We start from the raw sequence: 25,062 nt of genomic DNA on the forward strand, positions 1-25,062 counted from the left end.
TGCTATGCCTGGGTGACGGACTGGAAGATCGGGTTGAAGACCTGCTCCTGCTGGGTGGTCAGCGGGGTGTAGCTGCGCAGCTTGGCGTAGTCGGCCTCGCTCGGGAACATGAGCGGGCTGTCGACCATGTCCTCGAGGGCCTTCTTGTCCTTGCCCTCGGCCGTCTTGGCCTTCTCCCTCATCAGGTCCTGCACGGCCGGGACCGGCGTGACGTACTGGATGAACTCGTCGAGCTCGGCGGCCACGACCGGCTGGTAGAGGTAGTCCATGAGCATGAGCGCGTCCACCGGGTTGGCCGCGCCCTTGGGGATGAGCATGTTGTCGGTCCAGATCGTGCCGCCCTCCTCGGGCACCACGAACTTGACGGGCTCGCCGGCGAGCTGACGCTGGAAGACGTCGCCCGACCAGGCCATACTCACCCAGACGTCGCCCTTGGCCACGGCATCAATGTAGCTCTGGTCGTAATATTTCCGGACAATTCCGGCGTCGCGCTGCGCCTTGAGCTTCTCCCCGGCCTTCTTCCAGTCGGCCTCGCTCGACTTCTCGGGGTCGATGCCCAGCGCGAACATCGCGAAGTTGCCGATCTCCTGCGCGTCGGACATCATGCCGACCCGCCCCTTGTACTTGGGATCGAACAGCGCCTCGATGCTGGTGATGTCATCGTCGACGTACTTGGTGTTGTACGCGATCCCGGTCACGCCGGACGTGTACGGCACCGTGTACTTGTTGCCCGGGTCGTAGGCCCGCTCCTTGAACTTCTGACCGGCGTTGGCCTCGAAGTTCGGCAGCTGGGCGTGGTCGAGCGGCGTCGCGTAGCCCAGGTCGATCATGTGCTGGAGCTGGACGCCGTTGGTCATGACGACGATGTCGTAGCCCAGGGGCTGCCCGGCGCGGAGCACGGGGTCGGCCTTGCCGAAGAACTCGGCGTTCTCCTGGATGACCTCTTTGTACTCGTACGAGATGCCGGTGGCCTGCTGGAACTTCTTCAGCGGGGCCTGGTCCTCCGGCATGTACTCCGGCCAGTTGGCGAAGACGACCTTGCCGTGCTTGGTCTGCTTCGCCCAGAAGTCCTTGACCGCGTCGGCCTTCGGGGGTGCGGCCTTCTGTCCTTGCACGCCGCAGGCGGCCAGCGCGAGCCCTGCGGCGGAGAACCCGGCGACCCGGAGTGCTTGCCTGCGCGTTACACACGACATGTCGCGACGGGAACGGGGCATGGGGTGGTTCATGAGGTGCTATCAACTTCCAATCACATACGAGTGCTGCGCCTGCCACGACAGCCACACGGAGTCGCCCCGCTCCGCGGTGGCCGTGGCGTCAAGCGCGTTCTGCTGAAACACCGTGATCTCGGCCCCGTCAGCGAGACTCACGGCGTAGCTGTTGTACGTCCCCAGGTAGACCACCTCGGCGACGGTCCCCTTCACGGCGCTGAGCCTTTGAGCGGGCTCCTCCGTGCCGATGGTGATCTTCTCCGGCCGCACGGTCACCGTCACGTCGCCGTCGTGCCCCGGGACCAGCACCCGGCCGCCGCCGATCTTCAGCACCCCGCCGTTCGCGGCGCCCGTGAGCAGGTTGGAGGTGCCGATGAAGCCGGCCACGAACGCGGTCGCGGGCCGCTCGTAGATCTCGCGCGGCCCGGCCAGCTGCTCGACCAGGCCGTCGTTCATGACCGCGATCCGGTCGCTCATGGTCAGCGCCTCGTTCTGGTCGTGCGTCACGTACACGAACGTGATGCCGACCTCGCGCTGGATGCGCTTGAGCTCGATCTGCATGGCCTGGCGGAGCTTGAGGTCGAGCGCGCCGAGCGGCTCGTCGAGCAGCAGCGCCCGCGGCCGGTTGACCAGCGCGCGGGCCAGCGCCACGCGCTGCTGCTGGCCGCCCGACATCTCGCGCGGCCTGCGCTTCTCCCTGCCGGTGAGATCGACGATCTCCAGCATCTCGCCGACCCGCCGCCTGATCTCCTCCTGCGGCGTCTTGCGCTGCTTCAGCCCGAACGCCACGTTGTCCCAGACGCTCATGTGCGGGAACAGCGCGTAGGACTGGAAGACCATGTTGACGTCGCGCTTGTTGGGCGGGACGTTCGTGACGTCCTTGCCGTGCAGCCGCACCAGACCCTTCGAGGGCGGCTCGAACCCGGCGATCATCCTCATCGTCGTGGTCTTGCCGCACCCGGACGGGCCGAGGAGGGAGAAGAACTCCCCCTCGGCGATGTCCAGCGTGACGCCCTTGACCGCCTGGACGACCTCGCCATGCGAGAGGTATTCCTTGACGACGTCCTCAAGCTCTATCGCATTAAGCTCAGCCATCCCAGGTACTGTCCCTACTCGCCGATGTAGTGCATGACGTGCTTGACCCGGGTGTAGTCGTGCAGGCCGAACACCGACAGGTCCTTGCCGTACCCGGAGTGCTTGAAGCCGCCGTGCGGCATCTCCGAGACGAACGGGATGTGCGTGTTGACCCAGACCACACCGAAGTCGAGGCGGTTGGACATGCGCATGGCGCGGCCGTGGTCGGAGGTCCAGACAGAGCCGCTCAGGCCGTACTTGACGTCATTGGCCTTGGCCAGCGCGTCGGCCTCGTCGGTGAACGTCTGGACGGTGATCACGGGGCCGAAGACCTCGTTCTGCACCATCTCGTCGTCCTGCTTGAGACCGTCGACGATCGTCGGCGCGAAGAAGTAGCCCTTCTCGCCGACGCGGTGACCGCCGGTGAGAACCTTGGCGTGCGCCGGGACCCGGTCGATGAAGCCCTGGACCCTGGTGAGCTGGTTCTCGTTGTTGAGCGGCCCGTAGAGCGCGTCCTCGTTGTCCAGGTCGCCCGTCACGGTGCCGGCGGCGGCCTCGGTCAGCGCGGCCACGAACTCGTCGTGCACGCTCTCCTGCACCAGCACCCGGCAGGCGGCGGTGCAGTCCTGGCCGGCGTTGTAGAGGCCCGCGACGGCGATGTCCGCGGCGGCCTTGCCCAGGTCCTTGACGTCCTCGAACACCACGACCGGGGCCTTGCCGCCGAGCTCGAGGTGTACGCGCTTGAGGTCGTCGGCGGCGCTCTTGGCGACCGACATGCCCGCGCCGACCGAGCCGGTGATCGCGACCATGGAGGCCGTCGGGTGGCCGACGACGAGCGCGCCGGTCTCGCGGTCGCCGGTGACGACGTTGAAGACACCGGCGGGCAGCACCTCGCCGAGGATCTCGGCCAGCTTGAGCGTGGAGGCCGGGGTCGTGTCGGACGGCTTGAGCACGATCGTGTTGCCGGCCGCGAGCGCGGGGGCGATCTTCCAGACCGCCATCATCATCGGGTAGTTCCACGGCGTGACCTGGCCGATCACGCCGACCGGCTCGTGCCTGATGACGCTGGTGTGGTCGGCGAGGAACTCGCCGGCCGTGGGGCCCTCCAGCGTGCGCGCCGCGCCCGCGAAGAACCTGAAGTGGTCGCCGGCGACCGGAGTCTCGTCCTCGGCCATGCGGGCGCGCGGCTTGCCGGTGTTGAGGCACTCCGCCTCGTTGATCTCGTCGGCCCGCGCGTCGATCGCGTCGGCGACCTTGAGCAGCAGGTTGGCCCGCTCACCCGGGGTGGTCCTGCCCCACGACTCGAAGGCGGCGGCCGCGGCGGCGTAGGCGGCGTCGACGTCCTCGGCCCCGGAGACGGGGGCCTGCAGGTAGGCCTCGCCCGTGCACGGATCGATGACGTCGGAGAATCGGCCGCTCTTCGCGTCCACGAACTTCCCGTTGATGAAGTTCTGGAGACGGGTGGTCAAGGTGCCTCCTCGTGGCTGAGATGCCGCGACTCTTACAGAGCACGTTGCATCTGAACAAGGGATTTCGTGGTGAAGATACCAAATTGCTACGAATTCGCTTGACAGCCCGCCAAGAACTGACAACATGTCGCACCGGGACGGCAACCAGGCGGGAACGTGCCCGTAACGCCGTACCGCTAGGAGGAGTGCTGTCGATGACGACGCCGCCGCGCGTACGCCGCACCAACCCCAATGCCGGGCCGGTGGTGCTTGACGACCTGTCCAAGCAGATCATCGAACAGCTCCAGCGCGACGGCCGCATGCCGTACGCGGCGATCGGGAAGGCCGTAGGCCTGTCCGAGGCCGCCGTGCGCCAGCGCGTCCAGCGGCTGCATGACGCCGGCGTGATGCAGATCGTCGCGGTCACCGACCCGCTGACGCTGGGGTTCCCACGGCAGGCGATGATCGGCATCAACATCGAGGGCGACCTGGAGGCGGTGGCCGACGAGCTGGCCGCCATCGAGGAGATCGACTACGTGGTCCTCACGGCGGGCTCCTTCGACGTGATCGTCGAGGTCGTCTGCGAGGGTGACGGGCACCTGCTGGAAATTCTTAGCAAAATTCGTGCCATCCCCGCCGTGCGAGCCACCGAGTCGTTCGTCTACCTGAAGCTTCGCAAGCAGACCTACTCCTGGGGCACCCGCTAGCCGACCCTCGCGACCGCGCGCACAGGCGCGCCGTCCGCTCCCGGGAGCCGGATCGGGAACAGGGACACCTCGATCGGCCTGCCCCGCGCCTGGGCGTCCAGGAGCCGGTCGAGGCCGGTCAGGTTCTCGGCGATGACGGCGTGCGCGCCGCACAGCACCCGGTGTGCCGGGAAGTCCTCGGCCGGCGTGGGGTCCACGCTCAGCGCGTCGATCCCCACCGTCCGCACTCCGCGCTCGACGAGCAGCGCCGCGGCCTCCTCCGTCAGGTACGGGTGCGTCCCGTAGACCTCCGTTCCCCAGGAGGCCGACCATCCGGTGGCGACGAGCACGATCGGAGCGGTGACGTCCTGGAAGAGCGCCGCCCCGATCGGCGAGCGCGGCGCCAGACCCCGGACATCCACCACGACGGCGGGCCCGCAGAAGCGGGACAGCGGCAGCTCGTCCAGCGTGGGCAGCGAGTCGTCGATGTGGAACGGCGCGTCCACGTGGGTGCCCGACTGGGAGCCGAGATGCAGTCCCAGCACGTTGACGCCGTCCCGCGCCACGGTGAGCGCCGGGCCGACCGAGACCTCGGGATCGCCCGGATACACCGGCATCCCGGTCTCGATCGGCACCGACAGGTCGATGAGCTCCATCACGTGACCGGCTCGGCCGCCGCGTCCACGATGGGCAGCACCGGGATGTCGGCGGCGCGGGCCAGCCGCGGCCCCTCGGGTCCGTAGACCTCGCGCGGCTCCGGGAAGGCGGCCAGCAGCGCCAGGTAGAGCAGCCCGGCCACGGCCAGCCCGACAGGCAGCGAGATGTCCACGCCGCCGGCGAGGTCCCCGAGCGGCCCGACGAACTGCCCCGGCAGGTTGACGAACATCAGCGCCAGTCCCCCCGACACCAGCCAGGCACTCAGCCCACGCCAGTTCCAGCCGTGCGTGAACCAGTAGCGCCCGCCGCGCTGGCGCCGGTTGAAGACCTGGAGGGCCTCCGGGTCGTACCAGCCGCGCCGGGTCACATAACCGAGCATCATGATCACCATCCACGGCGCCGTGCACGTGATGATCAGCGTGGCGAACGTGGAGATGCTCTGCGTGAGGTTCGCGGCGAAACGGCCGATGAAGATGAACACGATCGACAGAGTGCCGATGAAGACCGTGGCCTGCACGCGGGAGAAACGGGTGAAGACGCTGGAGAAGTCGAGCCCGGTGCCGTAGAGCGAGGTCGTGCCTGTGGACATGCCGCCGATGAGCGCGATCAGGCAGACGGGTACGAAGTACCAGCCCGGCGAGATCGCCAGCAGTCCGCCGACGTAGTTGGGCGCGGCCGGGTCGACGTATTCGGCCGCCTTGGCCGCGATGATCGACGCGGTCGCGAGGCCGAAGAAGAACGGCAGGATGGTGGCGATCTGCGACAGGAACGCGGCGGCCATCACCCGCGAGCGCGGCGTACTCGCCGGGATGTAGCGGGACCAGTCCCCCAGGAACGCTCCGAACGACACCGGGTTCGACAGCACGATCAGTGCCGCGCCGATGAACGACGGCCAGAACAGCGGGTCGCCCGCCCCCAGCGTGCCCGGGTAGGAGGGGTCGAAGTCGCCGGCGAAGGCGAACGCCCCCAGCACGAACAGCAGCGACGCCGCCGCCACCGCTATCTTGTTGACGAACAGCATGAACCGGAAGCCGTAGACGCACACGATCAGCACGAGCACCGCGAAGATCCCGTACGCGACACCGTAGGACAGGTCGGTGTCCGGCAGCCCTACCAACCGGTGCGCGCCGCCGACCAACGCGTCCCCCGACGACCACACCGAGATCGAGAAGAACGCGATCGCGGTGAGCAGCGACAGGAACGACCCCACGACGCGGCCGTGCACGCCCAGGTGGGCCGATGACGAAACGGCGTTGTTGGTGCCGTTGAGCGGCCCGAACAACGACAGCGGCGCCAGGATCAGCGCCCCGACCACCAACCCGAGCACGGTGGCGGCCAGCCCTTGCCAGAACGACAGGCCGAACAGGATGGGAAAGGCGCCGAGCACACAGGTGGCGAAGGTGTTCGCACCTCCGAACGCCACCCTGAACAGGTCGGCCGGGCGCGCGGTGCGGTCGGCGTCGGGGATGCGCTCGACTCCGTAGGTCTCGATCTCGGTGATGCCGCTCATGTCTGCTTCTCCTGCATCGCCAGCAAGCTGACCAGGTCGTATGCCACGTGGGAGGCGGCGATCGAGGTGATCTCCGCATGGTCGTAGGCCGGGGCCACCTCGACCACGTCGGCCCCGATCAGGTTGCGACCGGCCAGGCCGCGCAGGATCTCCAGCAGCTCCCGGCTGGTGAGCCCGCCCGCCTCCGGCGTTCCGGTGCCTGGCGCGTGCGCGGGGTCGAGCACGTCGATGTCGACGGACACGTACAGAGGCCGCTCCCCGATGCGCTGACGCAGCACGTCGATCACCTCGTCGAGACCGCGCCGCAGGACGTCGGCCGCCGTCACGATGCCGAAGCCGAGCCGCCGGTCGTCCTCGAGGTCCTTCTTGCCGTACAGCGGGCCCCGGATCCCGACGTGGCTGAGGGCCTCGGTGTCGAGCAGGCCCTCCTCGACCGCCCGCCGGAACGGCGTGCCGTGCGTGTACTCGGCCCCGAAGTAGGTGTCCCACGTGTCGAGGTGGGCGTCGAAGTGCAGCAGCGCCACCGGGCCGTGCTTCCTGGCCACGGAGCGCAGCAGCGGCAGGGCGATGGTGTGGTCGCCGCCGATCGCGACGAGCCTGGCGTCGATGGAGTCCGCCGCGCCCTCGATGCTCTCGATGGCCGCGCCGATGTCGAACGGGTTCGCCGCGATGTCGCCGGCGTCCACCACCTGCGCCCGCTCGAACGGGGAGACGTCCAGCCCCGGATGGTACGGCCGCAGCAGCCGGGACGCCTCCCTGACCGCGGCCGGACCGAACCTGGCGCCGGGCCGGTAGGAGACGCCGGTGTCGAACGGCACGCCCACGACGGCGACGTCGGCCCGCTCGACCTGGTCGAGGCGGGGCAAACGGGCGAAGGTGGCGAGCCCGGCGAAGCGCGGGACCTGGCTGGAGTCGACGGGGCCTTGATTCATGCGGCCCAGTGTTCGTCATGCGTCTGACCTGCGACAATTGGAGGGTTCACGAAGTATTACGGTGTGTGTTGTGGCCGAACACAAGCTGACCGTCGAAGACCTCCTCCGTTCCCCCGCACTCCAGCTCCGCCTGCTGGCCGGTGAGGACGGGCTGTCGCGTTCGGTGTCGTGGGCGCATGTGAGCGAGCTCGACGACCCGACGCCGTGGCTGCTCGGGGCCGAGGTCATCATGACGACGGGCCTCGGCGTCCCGCGTACGGCCGCCCGGCAACGCGCCTACCTCGAGCGCCTGGACGACGCCGGCGTCTCCGCCCTCGCGCTCTCGGCCCAGCTCCACGTGCCGCCGCTGCACCCGGCGTTCTTCGAGGCCGCGGAGTCGCGTGGCATGCCGGTGCTGGAGGTGCCCCTGGCGGTGCCGTTCATCGCGATCGCGCAGGAGGTGGCGGCGGCGCTCCAGGAGGACGCGAGCCACCGTCTCGGCGCCCAGCTCCAGGTGTTCGGCGCGCTGCGCTGGCTGGCCTCGGAGGACCTGGACAACGCGACCCTGTTCAAGCGCCTGGAGCGCCTGTCCGGATATGACGTCTACATGTGCACACCCCAGGGCCGCGCGCTGCTGCCGGGCGTGCCCGTGCCTCCCGCGCTCGACGTCCTGCCCACGGAGCCCGACGCGCCGCCGACGATCCCCGGCGGCTTCGTCCTGCCGGTGTCCGCGCCCGGCGGGCCCGCGGGCTTCCTGGCCGCCTTCGAACGCGAGGGCGCCCGCCCGGCGGGCCTGGCGGTGGTCCAGCACATCGCGACGGTGGCCGCGCTCCAGGTGGCGATGTCCAGGCACGAGCACGAGACCCTGCGCAGGGAGGGCGCCGAGACGCTGGCCGAGCTCCTCCAGGACGTGCTCGACCCACCGGCCGCCCGCCGCCGGCTCGCCAGGCTGGGCCTCCCGCTGGAGGACGAATCGGTCCTGCTCGTGGTCCGCGGCGCTCCCGACGAGGCCCTGCGCCGGGCCCTGGGCGACCTCCCCCACCTCATGCTGCGCAGAGGCGACGACCACTACCTCCTGGGTCCGCCCGAACTCGGCTCCGCCGTCAGTGCCCTACCGGGCGTGCACGCGGGCATGAGCCGCCCGTTCCCGCCCGGCGAGTCGATGCGGCTGGTGCAGCGGGAGGCGCTGTGGGCGGTCGCGCACGCGGCGGAGTCGGGCAGGGCGCTGGCGCACTACGGCGACGACACGACGGGCCGCTGGCTGCCCGACGACCCTGCGACGCTGGCGGCCCTGGTGGATCATGTGCTGGGCGAGGTGCTGGCCTACGACAAGGCCCACGACTCGCGGCTGCTGGCGTCCGTACGCGTGTGGATGGAGCGCAACCGCCACACCGACGACGCGGCGACGGCGCTCCACATCCACCCCAACACCCTGGCCTACCGGCTACGGCGCTTCGCCGCCCTTACGGGGCGGGATCTGTCATCCAGCTCGGCGTTCGCGGAGGTCTGGCTCGCCATCCGCGCCGCCCGCCAACTCGGCCTTCTGGGGTTTGGGCCGTGACGGACAGTCTTTCAGTCGGCAGCTCATGATGGGCCGGAAGATCTGCTCCTCGCACTCAGCCCAGGCAGCCCGCTCGAACCAGATGTCCAGGACATCGAGATGCCCCATGTTCCTGATGGCATGGTCCTTCTCGTCCGAAAGCTGAATGCCCCGAACGTCGATGAGCATCAGGAGCGCTCTGATCGTGCCCTCTTTTCGGCCGAAGACTTGAAGAAAGTTCTCCTTGTCATAATCACCGAATTCCGCTGCGGTGGGGATGCCGTCCCAGTCAGGCAAAGAGTTCCTCCGCCGACTCGACGGCGAGCGCCCGGAGCAGCCAGGCGTCGAGGGTCGCCACGTCCTGGCAGGCCATGATCCGCTCCTGAACCTGGTCGGACACCGCGATCCCGCGCCCCTTCAGGACCTTGAGCACGGACTTGGCCTCGCCTCGCGCTTCGCCTTCCGCCCTGCCCTCAGCCAGCAGGCTCTCGGCGTACTCGCCCTGGTAGGGATAGGTCTGCATAGCCATGAGTCTCCCCCATTCTTCCTGTGCCACGCCAGTCAGCGACGCGTTTATGTAGTACCCGTACCATCCGGCGAGCTTGGGATCGATCCTGTTCAGAGCCTGATCCACGGTGCCGAGGATGTCCTTGAACAGCGGGTCGCCGCTCCTCGTGATGGCTGAGACGACGGCCAGCCCGATGTTGCCCGCCGCCTCCTCCACGTCGGTGATGACCGGGGTGTTGTCGGGGCCGATGACCAACGGCGTCAGGGTCAACCCAGGATGGCCGGTTTCTATGGGCTTGGCCGCCCAGCGGGCGATCTTTCGGTCAGGGCAGATGACCACCAAGCAGACCGGACATCTCTCACGGGCCCGGAAGTTGGCGATGTACTCCAGCCACGAATAGAGCTTGTCCTTGTCCTCTCCCCGTTGGGTCTCCGTGATGACCCCGAGCTTCTCCTTTCCCTTGCCGTAGAGCAGCGCGCCGTCGGCTCGGCATACAGCCGGCTTAGCGTCCGACAAATCGGGCGAGGCGAGCCGAGCCTCGCCCGATTCCGGTATCGGCAGGTCGAACAGCGCCCGCAGCATCTGCGCGGTATGTCCGAAATCGAGGGCGGTGACTTTGGTGATCCCCTCGTGTTGCGACGTGACCATGCCGCAACATTACAACTGGCGTTCGATCCATTACTCAGAGTTGACGAATTTGGATGGTCGCGATTTCCCACGGCCCCATCGGCAGCCGCAGCACACCGTCGCTGACCTGCAAAGACTCGCCGGAACGACCGCGCAGATCCGCGCGCCGGGCTTGCCCGAAGGCGCCGGAAATGACGGCTTCCGTGGCGTCAGGGGTGAGCGCCACCACCCGCAGCTCCTGCCAGTCGTCGCGCATCCTGAGCGAGGTCATCACCACCCCGTCGCCCGTCACCGACAGCCCGGACGCGGGAGAAGGCAGCGCGAGCGCCCGGTCGCCCTGGCCCGGGACCACCAGGAGGTCGTGGCGGAAGGTCTCCGCCTGAGGGACCACCTCCTGCCAGGACTCCTGGTACGGCATCAGCGCCAGGCTCACCGAGCGGAGCCCGCGTGACTGGGCGGCCGGGGTCGGGAGCTGGGGGCCGGCCGGTTCGGGGCGGAGGGCGTTGCGGTTGCGGGAGAGGTAGCCGACCGAGCGCAGCAGGGTGAGGGCCAGCTCGCCGTCCACCAGCTCGTACTCGGTCACGTGCTCGAGCAGCGCCGCCACACCCCCGGCCGCCACCCACGACGAGGCGGGGAAGGTGGGCAGCGGGGTCTCGCCGCAGCCGCCCTCCGCGGTCGTCCCGCGGGTGACGACCGCGAACTGGCCCTCGGCGTGCGACTGCGACGCCGGAGCCGGCAGCGGCACGTGCAGGCGCACCCGATGGTCCGCGCACCGGTTGTCGAACTCGACGTGGAGACGCACGTACGGCTCCCCGGCCCGCAGCTCGACGCGGGTGGTGACGACGATCTCCTCGGTACGGGGGCTCCGCGAGGGCGCCGGCAGCTCGGGGGCGCCGTCGACGCCGTCGCCGGAGGCGGGCCACCGGTACGTGCGCCGTACGTCCACCCGGGCCACCACGGGACCGGAGCAGATCAGCTCCGTCTCCACGGACGACGGCTCGGAGACGACCTGGTCCGTGAGCGGGGGCGCGTAGTTGTAGGTGTCGCCGACGTCGCCGCCGTCCACGATGCGGCCCGCGCCCGTGATCGTGGTGCCGTCGCGGCCCGCCAGCGTCAAGGTGCCGTCGCCGGCGATCGTGACCCGCAGCAGGCCGTTCTCCAGCACCTGCTCGTCCCCGCGCACCGGCAGGATCGCCGAGTCGGGGCCGAGCCGGCAGGACGGGTCGTGCTCCATGGGCAGGCGGCCGGGGGTGGGTGTCCCGTACACCTGCTCGTGCGGGGCGGGCCGTAGGCTCGTGTGGCCCAGCGGCGGGACCTCGACGAGGGCCGCGACCTTGCGCCTGGGCTCGGCGAGAATGCGCACGCGGGTCACCTCGTCCAGCGCCCCGCGCAGGTCCTCCACGTCGAAGGCCAGCGGCGTCTCCCGCGCCACCGTGAACGTCAGCGTCTCGCCCTCGACCGACCAGCCCGTGATCTGCTGTCCGTAGAGCTCGGTGCCGTGGATGAAGGTCAGCGCGAGCGCCGGGTCCATCTCCTCGTCGAGCAGCAGCGTTCCGGCGTACTCCAGCGTCTGCGACGGCACCGGCGCGCCTGAGGCGTCCACGAGCGGGTCCGTACCGGCCAGGTCCACCACGACCACGCCGCTGCGCGTCTGAGGAGTCGGGTTGACGACGAGCGCCCCGTCGGAGGGCACCGACCCGGCCAGGCGGGCGGTCACCATGTCGCGTACGGCCTGCCCGAGGTGCTCGGCCTCCGCGATGCGCGCGGCCACCTGCTGGGCGGTGTCGTCGACGCCGCAGCCGGTCACCGAGTCGTGCCCGCTGGCGTCCACCAGCCGCCACCACGCCATGTCGAGGAAGCGGCCCGGCCACTCCCCGCCCCAGAGGGTGGCGAGGGGCTCGGCGTAGCGCTCGACCATGCGTTCGGCGCGGCCCATGGCCTGCTTGACGTGGGCGCGGACCGAGATGACGCCGGGCAGGATGTTGGCGCGCGCGTGGGAGCGCAACTCGCCGGGCACGCGCGGCAGCCCGTCCACGTCGCCGGGGTTTTCCGCGATATATCCGGACAAGGTGTCCATTCGGGCGCCGATCGCGGCCACCATGTCCGGAAGCCCCCGTACGGGCGCCGAGTGGTCGGTGCCGTACATGGCCAGCAGCGGCCCCTCGGGCCCGTGCCACTCCCGCATGGTCGTCACGAACGCGGCCGCCCGCTCGTCCAGCCCGGACGGGTCCGAGAACAGGTGCGCGCCGTTGCCGTACCCGCCCGCGGGCAGGTACTGGGTACGCAGCGCCGTCCCGTCGGGCGCGACCCAGGCGAAGGCGTCGGTGACGACCGAGGACGGCACTCCGCGGTAGACGCAGGCGTGCAGCAGCCCGGCCTTGCGCAGGATCTGCGGCATCTGCGCCGTGTGCCCGAACATGTCGGGCAGGTACCCGACCGGCATCGCCCCACCGAGCTTGTCCGCCCGGGCCATGCCCAGCTCGAGGTTGCGCACGATGTTCTCGCCCGAGCACAGGAACTCGTCGAGCAGGATCTGCCACGGGCCCACCGCCAACCGCCCGGACTCGACGAGCGCAGCGATGCGGTCGCGGTTCTCCGGCCGCACCTCCAGGTAGTCGTCCACGCAGGCCAGCTGCCCGTCGAGGGTGAAGTGGTAGGCGGGCTCGCGCTCCATCTGGTCGAGCACCTCGTCGAGCAGCGCCACCAGCCGCAGCCGGAAGCGCTGGAACGGCTCGTACCACTCCCTGTCCCAGTGCGTGTGCGGGACGACGACGATCTCGGCGCTCACGCGGCCTCCCCTCCAATGGGCAGATCATGCTGTACGGCGTAGCGGGCGGCGATCCGCTGGGCCGTCACGATGTCCTCCAGCCCGCCGCCCACGTCGGTGAGCGGCGGCTTGCCATCGTTCACGAAAGCATGGAAGGCGGCCAGCTGCACCTCGAACGCCTCGGTGACGTCCCGGTACTCCGTACGGCTCTCGGCGCCGGACACCACGGTCAGGGTCGTGGGGGCGTTCATCAGGTAGGGCGAGGGGAAGACCAGCTCCAGCGAGCCCTTGTCGTGGTGGATCGCCACGGTCTCGCGGTAGGCCGGGTAGTCCTCCAGGTAGTGCCAGCGGATCGAGAACCGCCCCTGGACCGGCAGGGGGCCGCTGATCTCGATGGACCCGGGCCCGGGACCCCACGTCTCAACGTACGAAACTTCCGCAGGAGATCCGGTGAAGCGCCTCAGGAGCGACAGGTCATGGCAGATCGATCCGAGCGCCACCCCGTACAGCCCCCGCACCGGCTCCGGCGCCGACTCCCCCAGCGCCTGCGAGACGAGACCGCGTTCGGCGGCGCGGAGCGAGTCGAGCAGCCCGGTATCCACGTCCCGCGCCTGCGTCAGGTTCGCGAAGGCGAGCTGCGACTCCCCGCTGGGGTGCAGCACGGTCACCTCGACCGACCTGATCACCTCGGGGCCGCCCAGCTCGGCGAGCAACTCCTCGGCCCTGCGCACGGCCGGGTCGTACTGCTTCATGTAGCCCACCATCAGCCGCCCCTCGGGCAGCGCCGCCACCTCGGCCCTGGTCAGCGCGAGCGGCTTCTCGCACAGCACGGCGTACCCGGCGGCCAGCGCCCGGCCCACCGTCTCCCCGTGCGAGCCGGAGGCGAGGACGAGCACGGCGTCGAAGCCACCGGCGGAGATCAGCTCCTCCACCGCCGTGTAGCGCCCGGCCGCGCCCAGCCGGTCGCCCACGGCGTCGGCCAGCGTCCGTGACAGATCGCAGACCGCGACCACCTCGAACAGGTCGCGCCGCCTCGACAGCAGCGGCACATACACCGCCTGCGTGACAGCGCCGCATCCCACCAGCGCGATTCTCAAATTCCCAAGTCCTTCAGCTTCTGGCGGTTGGCCGCCTGGTCGGCGATGTTCTGGGCGACGGTGCGGCGTCCGGGCAGGGTGTCCTGCTCGATGATGATCCATCCCGTGTAGTCGATCTCGTCGAGGGTGCGCAGCACGGCGGGCAGGTCCAGCTCGCCCTCGCCCAGCCGGGCGAACCCGCCGCGCCCCATGAGCTCGCGCAGGTCGGCGCCGTCGGCCAGGGCCGTGGTGAGGATCTTCGTGTCGCCGTCCTTGATGTGCACGTGCCCGACCCGGCTCGCCCAGTCGCGCAGCGCCGTCACGGGGTCGCCCCCGGCCAGCAGCAGGTGGCCGGTGTCGAGGCAGAGCTGCACGTCGGTCAGCTCCAGCAGCCGCTCCACGTCGTCGGGGGTCTCGACGTACGTGCCGAGGTGGTGGTGGAACGCGGGCTCCAAGCCGCGCTCGCGGCACCGGTCGGTCGCGTCCTGCACGCGGGCCGCGTAACCCGCCCACTCGGACGCCGCCAGACCTGGAACGCTCCCACCGGGGCGCGCGAACCGCTCGGGCGATCCCGAGCAGGCCAGCGTGGGCCGCGGCCCGAACCCCTCGGGCGCCGAGGGAGCGACGGCGAACACGTCGAGCGCGGCCTCCAGCGCGGGCAGTCCGTCCTGGTACGCCCCCGAGTCGCGGTAGGGCAGGTCCACCCAGCCGCCCGCGAGCAGCAGCCCGTTCGCGGCCAGCCGATCGGTCAGCCGGAACCCGGTGCCCAGATAACCGATCGGCCCTGAGTCGATGCCCTCGTAACCGGCCTCGGACAGCGCCTGGACCATCTCGTCGGCGCTGAGCGGCGGCGCCTCGGTGGCCAGCTCGAACACGCCGAAGCTCACGGGCGCGTTGGCGACTTTCACTCGCATAGTGCGATCACCTCGTTCTCGTAAGTTTCCAGGCGGTGTCGTCCTTCAACGGCCCGCAGTAACGTGCGCTCCCCGTGTACGACCTGTCGCGTGCCGTCCGGGCGTACCAGCACCAGGCCGTCGGCGTCCAGCGCGAGCAGCTCGTCGCCCAGCCTGAGCAGCAGTGGCCCGTCGGGGCCTGTGGAGACGGCGGTGCGACCGGCGCGCACGCCGTCCAGCACCGTGCTCGTGTCCTCGGCCAGCACCCACGTCGTCGGCGAGCCCGGCAGGCCGTCGGAGCCGTCGCGGTGGAAGTCGCTGCCGCCGATCGCGATCACGTCGTCGCGCCAGGCGTCGGCCCAGGCCAGCGGCGCGCCCCAGCGGCGGTCCCACCAGCCGGAGCTCCAGACCTCGGCGATCCGGGGCCGGCGGTCGATGGGCAGCAGCCAGGCGCAGTCGCCGCCGAGCGGGTGGTTGATCGAGATCAGCCCGCCCGCGCGCTCGGCGTGCTCGACCCAGGAGTCGGCGGGCTGCCTGAAGTCGACCCAGCCGACGTCGCCGAACACGTTCGCGTGGCCCCGGTCGGTGGTGACCTCCTGGCCCGGGATGAGCGTGATGTCACGGTCGACCTTGGCCAGCCAGGGGTGGTGGCTGACGGTGTTGTGGTCGGTGACGGCCAGGAAGTCGAGGCCGCGGCCATGAGCCAGCTCGGCCAGCTCGGCGATGGTCAGGGTGCCGTCACTGTGCAGGGTGTGGGCGTGGAAGTCCCCGGCGAACCAGCGCAGGCCGTCGACGGAAGGAATGTCCCGGCGGGGCGGGCGCTCCCCGTGCGGCGGCTCCTCGGCGACCGGCTCGGCGGGGGCGACGGCCGAGGTGGTGATCTCCAGCTCGTAGTCGAGGCCCTGCGGCGGGATCCGGTGCAGCCGCAGCCACACGTGCCACGTCCCGGCCTCCGGCTCCCCGGGCAGGTAGCCGGGGGTGGCCCAGTCGCGGGTGATCGTGTACGAGTCGCGCGCGCCCCCGGACCAGCCGCGGAAGCCGTCCGGCGCGCCGCAGCCGAGATCGATCACGCCTTGCGACCTGTCGTACGACAGGCGGACGGAGACGGCCGCGGTCCCGGCGGGCACCTCGAAGGGCACCTCGCGCAGGATCCGCTCCAGCCGGTCGTCCAGGCTCCAGTGGCCTCTCAAACGAGCTCTCCGTCCCGGTACACGAGTGCGCGGTCGCGCCGGGGCGCCGCGTAGCCGTTGTCGCCGATCTCGGGCTCGCCGCCCTCCGGCACGACGGCCTGCACGGTCACGTCGTTGACGTCGAGGGTCACCAGGTGGGACGCGCCGAGGTTCTCCACGATGACCACCTTGCCGCCGAACGCGCCATCGGCGGGCTCGGAGGAGTAGGCCAGGTATTCGGGCCGCACGCCGTACACGATCTTCTCCCCGTCGGACAGCCGTCCTTCGGCCGAGGCCGGGACGGCCACCTTGCAGCCTGCCACCTCCAGCGTGTCACCTCGTACGGTGCCGTCCAGCAGGTTCATGGGTGTCGAGCCGATGAATCCGGCCACGAACGTGTTGGCGGGCCGCTGGAAGACCTCGGCCGGGGTGCCGATCTGCCGGATGTGCCCGCTCTCCATGACGGCCATCCGGTCGGCCATGGCCAGGGCCTCCGCCTGGTCGTGGGTGACGAAGACGGTGGTGACGCCCAGCTCGCGCTGGAGCTTCTTCAGGAACGTACGGGCTTCGAGCCGCAGCCGGGCGTCCAGGTTGGACAGCGGCTCGTCGAAGAGGAACGCCTGCGCCTGCGTGGCCATCACCCTGGCCAGCGCCACGCGCTGCTGCTGCCCGCCCGAGAGCTGCCCCGGCCGCCGGTCCATGAGGTGTTCGAGGCCGAGCCGCGCCCCAACCTCGGCGGCCTTGTCGCGGCGCGTGTCCTTGGCGACCTTCTTGATGCGCAGCGGGTAGGCGATGTTGTCCGTGACGTCCATGTGCGGGAAGAGCGCGTAGTCCTGGAAGACCATGGCGACGTCCCGGCCGCCCGGCTGCACGCCTGTCACGTCCTTGTCGCCGATGACGACGGCCCCGCCGGTCGCGGTCTCCAGCCCGGCGATCGTGCGCAGCAGCGTCGTCTTGCCGCAGCCGGAGGGCCCGAGCAGGGCGAAGAACTCGCCGTCGGGGATGGCCAGGTCGAGCGAGTCGAGCGCCTTCACCCCGCCGGGGTAGACCTTGGTCAGGCCGCGTAGTTCGATTCCGGCCATTAACGCTTGATCCCTCCGTGGAAGCGGAAGCCGTACTTCTTGCTGACGAACAGATACATGAGCACCACGGGGACCGAGTAGAGCAGGCCGAACGTGGACAGCATGCTGAGGTTGGCCTGCCCGCCCTCCGTGTACAGGGTGTACGTGATCACGGCGGCCGGCTGCTTCTCGACGTCGCTCAGCAGCAGATACGGCATCAGGAAGTTTCCCCACACGTTGGCCACGGCCCAGACCGCGATCGTCGCCAGCCCGGGCCGTACGAGCGGCACCACCACGTGCCGCACGATCTGCAGCGGCGTGGCCCCGAACACCCGCGCCGACTCCTCGTACGACTTCGGCGTCGAGTCCATGAAGTCCTTGAGCATGAAGATCGCCGCCGGCAGCAGCCCGCCGGTCAGGATGAGGATCAGTCCGAGCTGCGAGTCGATGAGGTTCAGCTCCACCGCGAGCTGGAACAGCGGCACCATGGCCGCCGTCCCCGTGATGATCGACGACAGCAGCAGCAGCGCGTAGAGCAGCGCGTCCCGGCCGGGCAGCCGCACCCGGCTCAGCGCGTACGCGGCCAGCGCGGCCATGATCACCACCAGGACGGCCGTGCCGACCGACAGCAGCAGGGAGTTGTAGAGGGACGGCAGCGCGTACGGGTGCTCGATGACCGCCTCGAAGTTGTCCCAGGTGAAGTCGGGCACGGTGACCTCGTACGTCGGGTTCGACGTGAAGGGCGCCGTCACCAGCCACAGCAGCGGGATCGTGAAGAAGGCCAGCAGCACCGCGATCAGCGTGTAGAAGCCGATCCGGCCCAGCACGAAACGCGTCATTTCTTGCTCCGGAGCAGCCGCAGGTAGAACACCGCCACGACCAGGTTGATGAGCAGGATGATCGTGGAGACCGCGGCTCCGTGGCCCAGCTCGCCGCTCTGCAGCGCGACCTTGTACACGTGCACGGCCAGCACCTCGGACTTGCCGTCGGGGCCGCCCGCGGTGAGCAGGAAGGGGGTGAAGTCGTTGAAGGTCCACAGGCTGATCAGCAGCAGGTTCGTCAGGATGTGGCCTCTGATGTGCGGGAACACCACGTCCCTGAGCTGCTGCCAGCCGGAGGCCCCGGCCAGGCGGGCGCTCTCCAGGTGCGACGGGGGCACGTTGCCGAGCGCGGCGCCGTACAACATCATCGAGAACGCCGTGCCGCGCCAGATGTTGAACACGATGATCGACAGCATGGGGTGGTCGAGCAGCCAGGCGAAGCCCTGGATGCCGAGCAGCGCGTTGAGCGTGCCGGCGTCGCGGTCGAGCAGCGCCACCCACAGGAACGACACGATCGCGCTCGGAAGGATCCAGGCCAGGATGACCAGGCCCTCCACCAGCCGCTTCAGCGGACCGCGCCGGTCGCGCAGCAGCCAGGCGATCGTGAAGCCGAGCCCGACCTGCCCGATGACGGCCGAGCCCGCCACGAACTCGACCGTCAGCCACGTGGAGCTCCAGAACTCGGGGTTGGCGACCGCCTCGATGAGGTTGGCCGGCCCGACGAACTGGGGCTCCGCCGCGGCCGCGCCGGTCAGGCGGTAGTTCGTGAGCCCGAGATAGAGCACCCAGAGCGCGGGGAAGACGAGGAAGACCGCGACGAGCAGCAGGGCGGGGGCCACGAAGACCCCTGCCCGCAGCCTGCCGAGGCCCGCCGCGTCCGAGCTGTACCGGTCCGGCCGGGCGGCCTCGGCGGCCTCAGGAGGCGATGTTGCCAGCGCCACCGACGATTCCCTCAAGCTTCTTCTGGTAGTCGGCCGCCGCCTGGTCGGGCGCGGTGCCGCCCGCCACCGCGGCGGTGGCCTCCTGCAGCGCCACCGACACCTGCGGGTAGACGGCGACCGGCGGCCGGTAGGCCGTCAGGGGGAGCACCTTCTCGGAGATGTACGTCAGCAGCGGCTCACCGGCGAGGATCTCCTTGTTGACGTCGGTACGCGGTGTGATGCGTACGTTGCCGCCCTTGGTCTCCTCCTTCAGCCCCTCCGGCGACAGCGTGAACGCCGCCAACTCGAAGGCCTCCTTCGGGTGCTTGCTGTTGGGGCTCACGGCACGCAGGGCGCCGCCGGACATGCTCACGAAGTCCTGGCCGCGGATGCCCTTGCCGGGCTCCATGGCCGGGATCATGGCGTAGCCGACGACCTGGTCACGGTCGGCCATCTTGGCCACACCGGTCTTGGGGTTGACGACGCCGCGCCAGAAGTAGTCGCCCTCCATCAGGATGCCGATCTTGCCGGCCGCGAACTGCTGGAACGACTTGTCGCGGCCCTTGGCCTCCTGCTGGAGCTTGGGGTCGCCGAGGCCGCCGCCGTAGATCTTCTGGTAGAGGCCGAGCGCGTCCTTCATCGGCTGCGAGGCGCCGGTCCACTTGCCGTCCTTCTGCACCTCGCCGCCCGCGCCCGCGAGCAGCGGCAGCACGCCCTGCATGGAGGTGGCCTCGCCCATCGCGGTGCCGGCGTTGATCTGGATCGGCACGGGCACGCCGGAGGACTTCAGCTTGGCGCCGGCGTCGAGGATCTCCTGCCAGCTCTTCGGCTGCCAGTCGGCCGGGAGCCCGGCCTTCTGGAAGAGGGTCTTGTTGAAGTAGAGCACCCGGCCGTCGGTGCCGACGGGCAGGGCGTACTTCTTGCCGTTGAACGTGGCCATGCCCTGCACGGCCTCGGGGATCTGCGACCAGCCGTCCCAGTTGTCGGCGTCCGCCCCGACCAGGTCCGACAGCGGCTTGAGGTAGCCCGCCTCGGCGAACTCGCCGGCCCAGATGCTGTCGATGTCCATGACGTCCGCGCCCTTGCCTGACTTGAGATCCAGGGAGAGCTTGGTCTTGTACTGCTCGTCGTCGACACCGCTGGGGATGAACTTGACCTTGACGTCCTTGCCCTTGGCCTTCTGGGCCGCCTCGAACTTGGGGATCACCCAGTTGGTGATGAAGTCCGCGCCGGCGGCGTTCTTCCCGCCCGCGATGGCGTTCTGGGTGATCGTTAATTCGATGGCGTCGCCACCCCCGCCGGACGACTGGCCGCAGGCGGCCAACCCCAGCCCGGTCGCCGCCAGGACCGCGACCACACCCATCGACCGTTTCCGCAATGCCATGCGTACCCTCCGCCATGTCCGTAAAGGAGGTAAAGCCATCGGCCAATATGTCATGACATTCAGATGACGTAAAGGCCCCGCCAAACTTCCGGGATGTGCCCGCATGCTGCGCCTTTGCCCGGACACCCGGGGGCTAACAGTCCGACACCTTCCGTTGTGCGTCGCACGGGTTTCGGTCTGGGCACGTTAGGTAATATAGCGGACATCCGAATGTCATGACAATATGCCATAGTGTCGACGGTAGGCTCCCTCTTGGAGGTGCTTTGTACGACCTGATCACGATCGGCCGCTGCGGCGTCGACATCTATCCGCTGCAGACCGGCGTCGGCCTGGCCGACGTCGAGACCTTCGGCAAGTTCCTCGGCGGCAGCCCGACCAACGTGGCCGTCGCCGCGGCACGCCACGGGCTGCGCTCCGCCGTGATCACCGGCGTGGGGGCGGATCCGTTCGGAGAGTTCGTACGGCGGGCGATCCGCGGCTTCGGCGTGGACGACGCCTTCGTGAGCACCATCGAGGGCCCGCCGACGCCCGTGACGTTCTGCGAGATCTTCCCTCCCGACCACTTCCCGATCTACTTCTACCGGGGCGAGCACCCGCCGGACCTGCGGATCTCCCCTTCCCACCTGGACCTCCGGGCAATCGCGGAGACGAGCCTGTTCTGGTTCTCGCTGACCGGGCTGAGCAAGGAGCCGAGCGCCGCCGCCCACGCCGCCGCCCTGTCGGCGCGCACGTCGGGCTGGACCGTGTTCGACCTCGACTGGCGGCCGACACTGTGGGAGTCGCGGGAGGCCGCGCACGAGGCGGCGCGGCGGGCACTCCCGTACGCGAACGTCGCCGTCGGCAACCTGGACGAGGTGGAGACCGCGGTGGGCGTGCGCGACCCGGAGGCCGCCGCGCAGGCGCTGCTGGACGCGGGCGTGAAAGTGGCCGTCGTGAAAATGGGCCCCGAGGGGGTTCTCGCGCGTACCTCTGAGGAAAGTGCCTTGGTGGAGCCGGTGGAGGTGAAGGTGGTCAACGGCATCGGAGCGGGCGACGCGTTCGGCGGCGCCCTCTGCCTCGGGCTGCTGCGCGGCTGGCCGCTGGAGCGCACGGTGCGCTTCGCCAACGCGGCGGGCGCCTACGTGGCCGCCCAGCTGGCCTGCGCCGACGCGATGCCGTCCACGGCGGAAGTGGAAGACCTGCTGAACGGGGCCGGCTCTTGAGTGACGTCACGCTGTCCAGGACCGCCGCCTACGAGCGGCTCACCCACATCAGGGCGACGCGCCCCGAGGAGATCGCCGAGGCCGCGGCCCGCCGGCAGCGGCGCGGCCTGCCCGGCGAGGGCGAGCGGCTGCTGATCATCGCCGCCGACCATCCGGCCCGCGGCTCCCTGGGCGTACGCGACCGGCCGCTGGCCATGGCCAGCCGCACGGACCTGCTCGACCGCCTCCAGGTGGCGCTCGCCCGCCCCGGCGTGGACGGCATCCTGGCCTCGCCCGACGTGCTGGAGGACCTGCTCCTGCTGGGCGCGCTGGAGGGCAAGCTCGCCTTCGGCTCCATGAACAGGGGCGGCCTGCAGGGCTCGGTCTTCGAGCTGGACGACCGCTTCACCGGCTTCGACGCGGCCTCGATCGACGCGATGCGCCTGGACGGCGGCAAGATGCTCTGCCGCATCGACCCGACCGACCACGCGACCGTGTCCACCCTGGAGTCCTGCGCCCGCGCGGTCACGGACCTGGCCCGCCACCGCCTGATGGCCATGGTGGAGCCCTTCTGGTCGCGGCGCACGGAGTCGGGGGCGCTCCGCAACGACCTGTCGCCCGACGCCGTGATCCGCTCGATCAGCATCGCCCAGGCGCTCGGCGTGACCTCGGCGTACACGTGGCTCAAGATCCCGGCAGTGGCGGAGATGGAGCGCGTGATGGCCGCCACCACGCTGCCCGCCCTGCTGCTCGGCGGCGACCCGCCGGACATCGACGCCGCCTACGCCGACTGGCACCGCGCCCTCGCCCTGCCCGGGGTGCGGGGCCTCGTGGTGGGCCGCGCCCTGCTCTACCCGCCGGATGACGACGTGGCGACCGCGGTGGACGGCGCCGCCGCCCTGGTTCGAGAGGCTCGTAAATGACATACCTTCCGTACGGCAAGGCCGCCAACGGCCCCTGGTCGGTCGAGATCACCCCGTCCTCGGCAGGCTGGACGTACTCGGGACTGCGCGTCGTGGACCTGACGGACGCCCCGGTCTCCTTCGACACGGGCGAGGAGGAGATGCTGGTCCTCCCGCTCTCGGGCTCCTGCACGGTGACGATCCCTGACGACACGTTCGTGCTGACGGGCAGGGCCTCGGTGTTCGACGGGCCGAGCGACTTCGCCTACGTCCCGATCGGCACCCAGGTGACCATCCAGGGCGCCGGACGGATCGCGCTGCCCTCCGCCCGCGCCACCCGCGCGCTGGAGCCTCGGTACGTGGCCGCCGCCGAGGTCGCGGTCGAGATCCGCGGCGCGGGCCAGGCCACCCGCCAGGTGAACAACTTCGCCTCCCCCGACGCCTTCGACTGCCACAAGCTCATGGCCGTGGAGGTCATCACCCCGGGCGGCAACTGGTCGTCGTACCCGCCGCACAAACACGACACCGACAATCCGGGCGAGGCGGTCCTGGAGGAGATCTACTACTTCGAGGTACGCGACCAGGGCATCGGCTACCAGCGCGTCTACTCCTCCGAGCGCGGCCACATCGACACCCTGGCCGAGGTCTCCTCCGGCGATGCCGTCCTGGTCCCGTACGGCTACCACGGCCCCGCCATGGCCGCCCCCGGCTACGACATGTACTACCTGAACGTCCTGGCGGGCCCGGCGGAGCAGCGTTCGATGGCGTTCTGCGACGATCCGCGCCACGCCTGGATCCGCTCCTCCTGGGAAGCCCAGCCCACCGACCCGCGACTGCCGTTCGGGAGGACCTCATGACACAGTTGACGGTCGGGCAGGCCGTCGTACGCTTCCTGGCCCAGCAGTGGAGCGAGCGCGACGGGCTGGAGCGCAGGTTCTTCGGCGGCATCTGCGGCATCTTCGGCCACGGCAACGTCGCCGGGCTCGGCCAGGCGCTGGCCACCTCCACCGAGGACCTGCCCTACCACCTGAGCCGCAACGAGCAGGCCATGGTCCACACGGCCGCCGCCTACGCCCGGGCCTCCAACCGCCTGGCCACGCTGGCGTGCACGACCTCCATCGGCCCCGGCGCGACCAACATGATCACCGGCGCGGCCGGCGCGACGATCAACCGGCTGCCGGTGCTCCTGCTGCCCGGCGACATCTTCTCCACCCGCGTGGCGGGCCCGGTGCTGCAGGAGCTGGAGGATCAGCGCTCGTACGACATCTCCGTCAACGACTGCTTCAAGCCGGTCTCCCGCTACTGGGACCGGATCAACCGGCCCGAGCAGCTCCCGTCCGCGCTGCTGGCCGCCATGCGCGTGCTCACCGACCCGGCCGAGACCGGCGCGGTGACGCTGGCGCTGCCGCAGGACGTGCAGGCGGAGGCGTACGACTGGCCGGACGAGCTGTTCGCGCGGCGCGTGTGGCACATCCCCAGGCCCGCCCCCGAGCGGGCCGCCGTCTACCGGGCGGCCCGGCTGGTCAAGTCGGCCTCGCGTCCGCTCATCGTGGCGGGCGGCGGGACGATCTACAGCGAGGCCACGGAGCAGCTGCGGATCTTCGCCGAGACGTACGGCATCCCGGTGGCCGAGACGCAGGCCGGCAAGGGCGCCCTCCCGTACGGGCACCCGCTCGCCATGGGGGCGATCGGCGCCACCGGCACCACGGCGGCCAACGCGCTGGCCCGCGAGGCCGACCTGATCATCGGCGTCGGCACCCGCTACAGCGACTTCACCACGGCCTCCCGGACGATCTTCGCGCCGGACGCCCGGTTCCTGAACCTCAACATCACCGCCTTCGACGCCGCCAAGCTGTCGGGCACGCAACTGGTGGCCGACGCCCGCGAGGGGCTGGCGGACCTGGTCGAGGCGTTCGCCGGCTGGAGCGGCCCGCCGCACGCCTACCGGGAGCGGGCCGCCGAGCTGACCCGGGAGTGGGACGCGGCGGTGGACCACGCGTACGCGCTGGAGGGCTCGCCGCTGCCCCAGTCCGCCGTGATCGGCGCGGTCAACGCGGCGGCGGGCGACGACGGCGTGGTGGTGTGCGCGGCCGGTTCGATGCCCGGCGACCTGCACAAGCTCTGGCGGCCGAGCGGCCCGGGCAGCTACCACGTCGAGTACGGCTACTCCTGCATGGGCTACGAGATCGCCGGCGGGCTGGGCGTCAGGATGGCGGCGCCGGAGCGCGAGGTGTTCGTCATGGTGGGCGACGGCTCGTACCTGATGATGGCCCAGGAGCTCGTCACGGCGGTCTCCGAGGGGATCAAGCTGATCGTCGTCCTGGTCGACAACTCCGGCTTCGCCTCCATCGGCCGGCTGTCGGAGAGCGTCGGCGCGGAGCGGCTCGGCACCTCGTACCGGCACCGCGACGGCGGGCCACTGCCGGTCGACCTCGCCGCCAACGCGGCCAGCCTCGGCGCCTCGGTGCTGCGCCCCGAGTCGGTCGCCGACCTGCGCAAGGCGCTCGACGCGGCCCGTTCGGCGACCGAGACCACGGTGATCTACGTCCGCACCGACCCGATGGCGGACGACGTGCCGTCCTCCGAGGCGTGGTGGGACGTGCCGGTGGCGGCGGTCGGCACGACGGACGCGACCCGGGCGGCGCGGGAGACGTACGAGGTGAACAAGCTCTCCCAGCGACCCCACCTCACTCCGCCCGGCTGACCAGGATTGCCGCCG

At 70.3% G+C, this 25,062-nt stretch carries 22 protein-coding genes; 6 read left to right on the forward strand and 16 right to left on the reverse strand.

Going from position 1 to position 25,062, the window contains the following annotated elements:
* Positions 1 to 2: 2 nt before the first annotated feature.
* Genes AB0J64_RS30415 through AB0J64_RS30425 form a run of 3 tightly spaced genes read right to left on the reverse strand, consistent with a single transcriptional unit; the run spans position 3 to position 3,751 of the window.
* Positions 3 to 1,193, reverse strand: a complete 1,191-nt coding sequence (locus AB0J64_RS30415) for a spermidine/putrescine ABC transporter substrate-binding protein (RefSeq protein ID WP_364034182.1) — start codon at positions 1,191 to 1,193, stop codon at positions 3 to 5.
* A gap of 42 nt (positions 1,194 to 1,235) precedes the next feature.
* Positions 1,236 to 2,303 (reverse strand): ABC transporter ATP-binding protein, encoded by a 1,068-nt coding sequence (locus tag AB0J64_RS30420; RefSeq protein ID WP_364034185.1) that lies wholly within the window; start codon positions 2,301 to 2,303, stop codon positions 1,236 to 1,238.
* Positions 2,304 to 2,317: 14 nt separating this feature from the next.
* Positions 2,318 to 3,751, reverse strand: coding sequence for a gamma-aminobutyraldehyde dehydrogenase (locus tag AB0J64_RS30425; RefSeq protein ID WP_364034187.1), 1,434 nt, complete (start codon positions 3,749 to 3,751; stop codon positions 2,318 to 2,320).
* Positions 3,752 to 3,945: 194 nt separating this feature from the next.
* Here AB0J64_RS30425 and AB0J64_RS30430 point away from each other — a divergent pair, with 194 nt between their 5' ends.
* Positions 3,946 to 4,437 carry an Lrp/AsnC family transcriptional regulator gene (locus tag AB0J64_RS30430; RefSeq protein WP_344986783.1) on the forward strand — a complete coding sequence of 164 codons (492 nt, stop codon included), beginning with the start codon at positions 3,946 to 3,948 and terminating at the stop codon, positions 4,435 to 4,437.
* On the opposite strand, the gene AB0J64_RS30435 is transcribed toward AB0J64_RS30430, so the two are convergent.
* The 3 genes from AB0J64_RS30435 to speB are packed head-to-tail and all read right to left on the reverse strand — an operon-like array spanning position 4,434 to position 7,515.
* Positions 4,434 to 5,072, reverse strand: a complete 639-nt coding sequence (locus tag AB0J64_RS30435) for a cyclase family protein (protein ID WP_364034191.1) — start codon at positions 5,070 to 5,072, stop codon at positions 4,434 to 4,436. The genes AB0J64_RS30430 and AB0J64_RS30435 overlap by 4 nt on opposite strands.
* Positions 5,072 to 6,583 (reverse strand): cytosine permease, encoded by a 1,512-nt coding sequence (locus AB0J64_RS30440; RefSeq protein WP_364034194.1) that lies wholly within the window; start codon positions 6,581 to 6,583, stop codon positions 5,072 to 5,074. The genes AB0J64_RS30435 and AB0J64_RS30440 overlap by 1 nt, the downstream gene beginning before the upstream one ends.
* Positions 6,580 to 7,515, reverse strand: a complete 936-nt coding sequence (speB, locus tag AB0J64_RS30445; protein WP_364034197.1) for an agmatinase — start codon at positions 7,513 to 7,515, stop codon at positions 6,580 to 6,582. The genes AB0J64_RS30440 and speB overlap by 4 nt, the downstream gene beginning before the upstream one ends.
* 70 nt (positions 7,516 to 7,585) lie before the next feature.
* Here speB and AB0J64_RS30450 point away from each other — a divergent pair, with 70 nt between their 5' ends.
* Positions 7,586 to 9,055, forward strand: coding sequence for a PucR family transcriptional regulator ligand-binding domain-containing protein (locus AB0J64_RS30450; protein ID WP_364034200.1), 1,470 nt, complete (start codon positions 7,586 to 7,588; stop codon positions 9,053 to 9,055).
* Here the strand turns inward: AB0J64_RS30450 and AB0J64_RS30455 are convergent.
* Genes AB0J64_RS30455 through AB0J64_RS30500 form a run of 10 tightly spaced genes read right to left on the reverse strand, consistent with a single transcriptional unit; the run spans position 8,975 to position 20,260 of the window.
* Entirely contained in the window at positions 8,975 to 9,331 is a 357-nt protein-coding gene (locus AB0J64_RS30455) for a hypothetical protein (protein ID WP_364034202.1), read from the reverse strand. The genes AB0J64_RS30450 and AB0J64_RS30455 overlap by 81 nt on opposite strands.
* Complete coding sequence (locus tag AB0J64_RS30460; protein ID WP_364034205.1) at positions 9,324 to 10,190, reverse strand: hypothetical protein; 867 nt, start codon at positions 10,188 to 10,190, stop codon at positions 9,324 to 9,326. Before AB0J64_RS30460 ends, AB0J64_RS30455 begins: the two co-directional genes overlap by 8 nt.
* Positions 10,191 to 10,224: 34 nt before the next feature.
* The gene (locus AB0J64_RS30465) at positions 10,225 to 12,957 is read right to left on the reverse strand and encodes a glycoside hydrolase family 38 C-terminal domain-containing protein (protein WP_364034208.1); all 2,733 of its coding nucleotides are present in this window, start codon (positions 12,955 to 12,957) and stop codon (positions 10,225 to 10,227) included.
* Positions 12,954 to 14,033, reverse strand: coding sequence for a Gfo/Idh/MocA family oxidoreductase (locus tag AB0J64_RS30470; RefSeq protein WP_364034211.1), 1,080 nt, complete (start codon positions 14,031 to 14,033; stop codon positions 12,954 to 12,956). Before AB0J64_RS30470 ends, AB0J64_RS30465 begins: the two co-directional genes overlap by 4 nt.
* The gene (locus AB0J64_RS30475) at positions 14,030 to 14,926 is read right to left on the reverse strand and encodes a TIM barrel protein (protein ID WP_364034214.1); all 897 of its coding nucleotides are present in this window, start codon (positions 14,924 to 14,926) and stop codon (positions 14,030 to 14,032) included. The genes AB0J64_RS30470 and AB0J64_RS30475 overlap by 4 nt, the downstream gene beginning before the upstream one ends.
* Entirely contained in the window at positions 14,917 to 16,095 is a 1,179-nt protein-coding gene (locus tag AB0J64_RS30480) for a CehA/McbA family metallohydrolase (RefSeq protein ID WP_364034217.1), read from the reverse strand. The genes AB0J64_RS30475 and AB0J64_RS30480 overlap by 10 nt, the downstream gene beginning before the upstream one ends.
* On the reverse strand, positions 16,092 to 17,156 hold the full coding sequence (locus AB0J64_RS30485) for an ABC transporter ATP-binding protein (protein ID WP_364034219.1): 1,065 nt from the start codon (positions 17,154 to 17,156) through the stop codon (positions 16,092 to 16,094). Before AB0J64_RS30485 ends, AB0J64_RS30480 begins: the two co-directional genes overlap by 4 nt.
* Positions 17,156 to 17,974: a carbohydrate ABC transporter permease gene (locus AB0J64_RS30490; protein WP_344986797.1), complete on the reverse strand. Its 819-nt coding sequence runs from the start codon at positions 17,972 to 17,974 to the stop codon at positions 17,156 to 17,158. Before AB0J64_RS30490 ends, AB0J64_RS30485 begins: the two co-directional genes overlap by 1 nt.
* On the reverse strand, positions 17,971 to 18,897 hold the full coding sequence (locus AB0J64_RS30495; protein WP_364034221.1) for a sugar ABC transporter permease: 927 nt from the start codon (positions 18,895 to 18,897) through the stop codon (positions 17,971 to 17,973). Before AB0J64_RS30495 ends, AB0J64_RS30490 begins: the two co-directional genes overlap by 4 nt.
* Positions 18,872 to 20,260, reverse strand: coding sequence for an extracellular solute-binding protein (locus AB0J64_RS30500; protein WP_364034223.1), 1,389 nt, complete (start codon positions 20,258 to 20,260; stop codon positions 18,872 to 18,874). Before AB0J64_RS30500 ends, AB0J64_RS30495 begins: the two co-directional genes overlap by 26 nt.
* Positions 20,261 to 20,523: 263 nt before the next feature.
* Between AB0J64_RS30500 and iolC the strand changes: the two genes are divergently transcribed.
* From iolC to iolD, 4 genes are read left to right on the forward strand one after another with little or no spacing between them, the layout of a single operon-like run.
* Complete coding sequence (gene iolC / locus AB0J64_RS30505) at positions 20,524 to 21,462, forward strand: 5-dehydro-2-deoxygluconokinase (protein WP_364034225.1); 939 nt, start codon at positions 20,524 to 20,526, stop codon at positions 21,460 to 21,462.
* An 11-nt stretch (positions 21,463 to 21,473) separates the two neighbouring features.
* Positions 21,474 to 22,364: a deoxyribose-phosphate aldolase gene (locus tag AB0J64_RS30510; RefSeq protein WP_364034279.1), complete on the forward strand. Its 891-nt coding sequence runs from the start codon at positions 21,474 to 21,476 to the stop codon at positions 22,362 to 22,364.
* Entirely contained in the window at positions 22,361 to 23,200 is an 840-nt protein-coding gene (gene iolB / locus AB0J64_RS30515; RefSeq protein ID WP_364034227.1) for a 5-deoxy-glucuronate isomerase, read from the forward strand. Before AB0J64_RS30510 ends, iolB begins: the two co-directional genes overlap by 4 nt.
* Positions 23,197 to 25,047 carry a 3D-(3,5/4)-trihydroxycyclohexane-1,2-dione acylhydrolase (decyclizing) gene (gene iolD, locus AB0J64_RS30520; protein ID WP_364034229.1) on the forward strand — a complete coding sequence of 617 codons (1,851 nt, stop codon included), beginning with the start codon at positions 23,197 to 23,199 and terminating at the stop codon, positions 25,045 to 25,047. The genes iolB and iolD overlap by 4 nt, the downstream gene beginning before the upstream one ends.
* Positions 25,048 to 25,062: the final 15 nt, after the last annotated feature.

Origin of the sequence: Nonomuraea sp. NPDC049695 (assembly GCF_040674955.1) — a bacterium.
In the GTDB taxonomy this organism is placed as follows: Bacteria; Actinomycetota; Actinomycetes; order Streptosporangiales; family Streptosporangiaceae; genus Nonomuraea; species Nonomuraea helvata.

Coding starts and splice junctions, on each gene's coding strand:
- speB (WP_364034197.1), bottom strand. CDS start 7,515: ATGAATCAAGGCCCCGTCGACTCCAGCCAGGTCCCGCGCTTCGCCGGG.
- iolB (WP_364034227.1), top strand. CDS start 22,361: ATGACATACCTTCCGTACGGCAAGGCCGCCAACGGCCCCTGGTCGGTC.
- AB0J64_RS30420 (WP_364034185.1), bottom strand. CDS start 2,303: ATGGCTGAGCTTAATGCGATAGAGCTTGAGGACGTCGTCAAGGAATAC.
- AB0J64_RS30415 (WP_364034182.1), bottom strand. CDS start 1,193: ATGTCGTGTGTAACGCGCAGGCAAGCACTCCGGGTCGCCGGGTTCTCC.
- AB0J64_RS30485 (WP_364034219.1), bottom strand. CDS start 17,156: ATGGCCGGAATCGAACTACGCGGCCTGACCAAGGTCTACCCCGGCGGG.
- AB0J64_RS30430 (WP_344986783.1), top strand. CDS start 3,946: ATGACGACGCCGCCGCGCGTACGCCGCACCAACCCCAATGCCGGGCCG.
- AB0J64_RS30435 (WP_364034191.1), bottom strand. CDS start 5,072: ATGGAGCTCATCGACCTGTCGGTGCCGATCGAGACCGGGATGCCGGTG.
- AB0J64_RS30475 (WP_364034214.1), bottom strand. CDS start 14,926: ATGCGAGTGAAAGTCGCCAACGCGCCCGTGAGCTTCGGCGTGTTCGAG.
- AB0J64_RS30440 (WP_364034194.1), bottom strand. CDS start 6,583: ATGAGCGGCATCACCGAGATCGAGACCTACGGAGTCGAGCGCATCCCC.
- AB0J64_RS30490 (WP_344986797.1), bottom strand. CDS start 17,974: ATGACGCGTTTCGTGCTGGGCCGGATCGGCTTCTACACGCTGATCGCG.
- AB0J64_RS30500 (WP_364034223.1), bottom strand. CDS start 20,260: ATGGCATTGCGGAAACGGTCGATGGGTGTGGTCGCGGTCCTGGCGGCG.
- AB0J64_RS30460 (WP_364034205.1), bottom strand. CDS start 10,190: ATGGTCACGTCGCAACACGAGGGGATCACCAAAGTCACCGCCCTCGAT.
- iolD (WP_364034229.1), top strand. CDS start 23,197: ATGACACAGTTGACGGTCGGGCAGGCCGTCGTACGCTTCCTGGCCCAG.